The organism is Shewanella morhuae, from assembly GCF_900156405.1.
Lineage (GTDB): Bacteria > Pseudomonadota > Gammaproteobacteria > Enterobacterales > Shewanellaceae > Shewanella > Shewanella morhuae.
On sequence record NZ_FTNN01000002.1, the window covers coordinates 1 to 2878 of the forward strand.

General features: G+C 43.6%; 1 protein-coding gene and 5 tRNA genes. 1 reads left to right on the forward strand and 5 read right to left on the reverse strand.

Features of this window, described 5'->3' with window-relative positions; all coding sequences use genetic code 11:
- Positions 1 to 5: 5 nt before the first annotated feature.
- The 5 genes from BW947_RS02370 to gltX form a co-directional block, all read right to left on the reverse strand.
- Positions 6 to 81 (reverse strand) — tRNA-Glu (locus BW947_RS02370).
- Positions 82 to 130: 49 nt separating this feature from the next.
- Positions 131 to 206, reverse strand: a tRNA-Ala gene (locus BW947_RS02375).
- A gap of 104 nt (positions 207 to 310) precedes the next feature.
- Positions 311 to 386: transfer RNA gene (locus tag BW947_RS02380), tRNA-Glu, on the reverse strand.
- 132 nt (positions 387 to 518) lie between these two features.
- A tRNA-Ala gene (locus tag BW947_RS02385) sits at positions 519 to 594 on the reverse strand.
- A gap of 105 nt (positions 595 to 699) precedes the next feature.
- Positions 700 to 2109: a glutamate--tRNA ligase gene (gene gltX / locus BW947_RS02390; protein WP_076496733.1), complete on the reverse strand. Its 1410-nt coding sequence runs from the start codon at positions 2107 to 2109 to the stop codon at positions 700 to 702.
- A gap of 579 nt (positions 2110 to 2688) precedes the next feature.
- On the opposite strand from gltX, the gene BW947_RS02395 reads away from it, so the two are divergent.
- Positions 2689 to 2764: transfer RNA gene (locus tag BW947_RS02395), tRNA-Val, on the forward strand.
- The last annotated feature ends 114 nt before the right edge of the window (positions 2765 to 2878 follow it).

Below are 2878 nucleotides of genomic sequence, written 5' to 3' on the forward strand. Positions count from 1 at the left end.
AAATGTGGTATCCCCTAGGGGATTCGAACCCCTGTTACCGCCGTGAAAGGGCGGTGTCCTAGGCCTCTAGACGAAGGGGACCCGGGATTATTAATTTAAACTATTGTTTCAGCTTAATAATACTGTAAATTGGTGGAGCTACACGGGATCGAACCGTGGACCTCTTGCATGCCATGCAAGCGCTCTCCCAGCTGAGCTATAGCCCCAAATTTTTTACCAACACAATAGACTTTAGCAGCCAATATATCAGCATAAATTTAGATTTTGTTCTTATCAAACAACACGCTGTCATTTGCTAGGAACCAATATTTGGTATCCCCTAGGGGATTCGAACCCCTGTTACCGCCGTGAAAGGGCGGTGTCCTAGGCCTCTAGACGAAGGGGACCCGGACATATTAATTTGAACTTAACGTTCCCGTTTAACATCTACGGTGTCCTAGGCACTCTCATCTAAAAACGAAGGGGCTCGGACATATTAATTTGAACTTAACGTTCTTGCTTAATATCTGCAGTAAGTTTGGTGGAGCTACACGGGATCGAACCGTGGACCTCCTGCATGCCATGCAAGCGCTCTCCCAGCTGAGCTATAACCCCAAACTTATTTAACGGCATTTAAGTGCACTGCAAGCATTTGCTCGGCCGTGTCTCAACTGCGTGGCGCATTCTATGCAGCACACTTAAAAGTGTCAACTCGTTTTTTTAGGAATTTATTCTATCTGCTACAAATTCAATCGCTTTGGATATTCTTTGTTCAGAACGATTTCTTCCGATTAAACATAGTGTGATATCTAAGCCAGGAGACTGCCCTGCCCCTGTTACTGCAACACGTAAAGGCATGCCAACCTTACCCATACCCACATCTAATTCAGTAGCGGTATCTTCAATTGCCTGATGAATAGCTTCGGCTGTCCATTCCGTTAATGCCGCTAATTTTTGTTGCACCAGTTGCAATGGTTCTAACGCAACACCACGTAAATGCTTTTTCGCTTGGGCTTCATCAAACTCTGTAAAGTCTTCATAGAAATAACGGCTAGAAGCAGCTAACTCTTTTAGTGTTTTAGCTCGCTCTGCTAATGCAGTGACGACTTCGGCTAATGCAGGACCGTTTGACAGATCAATTTTTTGATCGTCCATATGCCATTGTAAGTGTGTCGCCACATATTCTGGGGCAAGACTCTTTATATAGTGTTGATTAAGCCACACTAGTTTATCGGTATTAAAAGCCGAAGCGGCTTTGTTGATATCGCCCAATTTAAAATATTGCTTCATTTCTTCTAATGAGAAAATTTCTTGATCGCCATGTGACCAGCCTAAACGTACTAAGTAGTTCAACAGCGCTTCAGGCAAATAACCATCGTCACGATATTGCATAACGCTCACGGCGCCATGACGCTTAGATAATTTCGCGCCGTCATCCCCTAAAATCATCGATACATGCGCGTATTCTGGGATCGGAGCCCCTAATGCTTTAAGGATATTAATTTGACGCGGCGTATTGTTGATATGATCCTCACCACGCACGACACACGTAATGCCCATATCCCAATCATCAACCACCACACAGAAATTATAGGTTGGCACGCCATCGGTACGGGCGATAATTAAATCATCTAATGCGTCATTAGAAAATTCTATACGGCCACGAACGTGGTCATCAAATACCACTGAGCCACCAATAGGGTTTTTAAAACGCACCACAAATGGTTCATCTGTGTCTCGGGCAGGTAAATCACGGCAGCAACCATCGTACTTTTGCGCTTCACCGTTAGCAGCTTGTGTTTCTCTTAAGGCATCAATTCGCTCGCGTGAGCAATAGCACTTATAGGCAGTGCCCTTTGCTAACATTTGCGCAATGATTTCGTTATAACGATCAAAACGCTTAGTTTGGTAATACGGGCCCTCGTCCCATGTCAGACCTAACCAGTTCATGCCTTCTAAAATCGCATCACAAGCGGCTTGAGTCGAACGCTCAATATCAGTGTCTTCAATACGCAGTACAAATTCACCGTTATTTGCACGAGCTTGTAACCAAGAATAAAGTGCAGTACGGGCACCACCAACATGCAAGAAACCAGTAGGACTGGGGGCAAAACGCGTCTTAGTTGTCATAATGGGACACTAACCTATATAAAGTCGTCTAGATAAAGACAATCACGGTAAAAAGTGGGCTTATTCTAACAGCCAAAGCGAGTGCTGCAAATGGGACAAGCAGAGCCAGCTCATTTATCGTATAAAAATCACGGTTCTAAATGTTAAATAATCCTGTTTAGATAACGTTGGCTACAGAAGGCCCTAACATATCAGTACAAAAGGCACCTATAAAAATGCGCCAGCTAAATAGCCACTGAATTTTTACATTCATTAGCATAAAACTGATGGGCAATTTCTCTCTATATATCAATAACCGTTGTTATCTACTGATTAAACTTAAGCGGCGTTGAACTTAGCTAATCACTAAAGGCTTAAGTAATGCCATTAAGCAACTTGATGAACCATGTCGATTTACACAGTCCTCGCCAATTAAGCATCAATAATTGACTAATTAAATTGACTAATTAACTAACACTTTGATCAGCGGGATGAATAGCATTAAGTCAATACGAACAAAAATGCCGCGACCAATGGTTTTTTCACTAAAAAGCGTTGACACTCGATCGAACCTCCCTATAATACGGCTCCACACAGCGAGGTCGATTAGCTCAGCTGGGAGAGCACCTCCCTTACAAGGAGGGGGTCACTGGTTCGAGCCCAGTATCGACCACCATATTTTTTGCAAAGAATTTATGGTTGTACAACAAATAGTTATATCCCAGGTCGCTTAGCTCAGCTGGGAGAGCACCTCCCTTACAAGGAGGGGGTCACTGGTTCGAGCCCAGTA

What these genes read in the sequence shown, in the direction of transcription:
- gltX (WP_076496733.1), bottom strand. Translation starts at nt 2,109, where the DNA reads ATGACAACTAAGACGCGTTTTGCCCCCAGTCCTACTGGTTTCTTGCAT.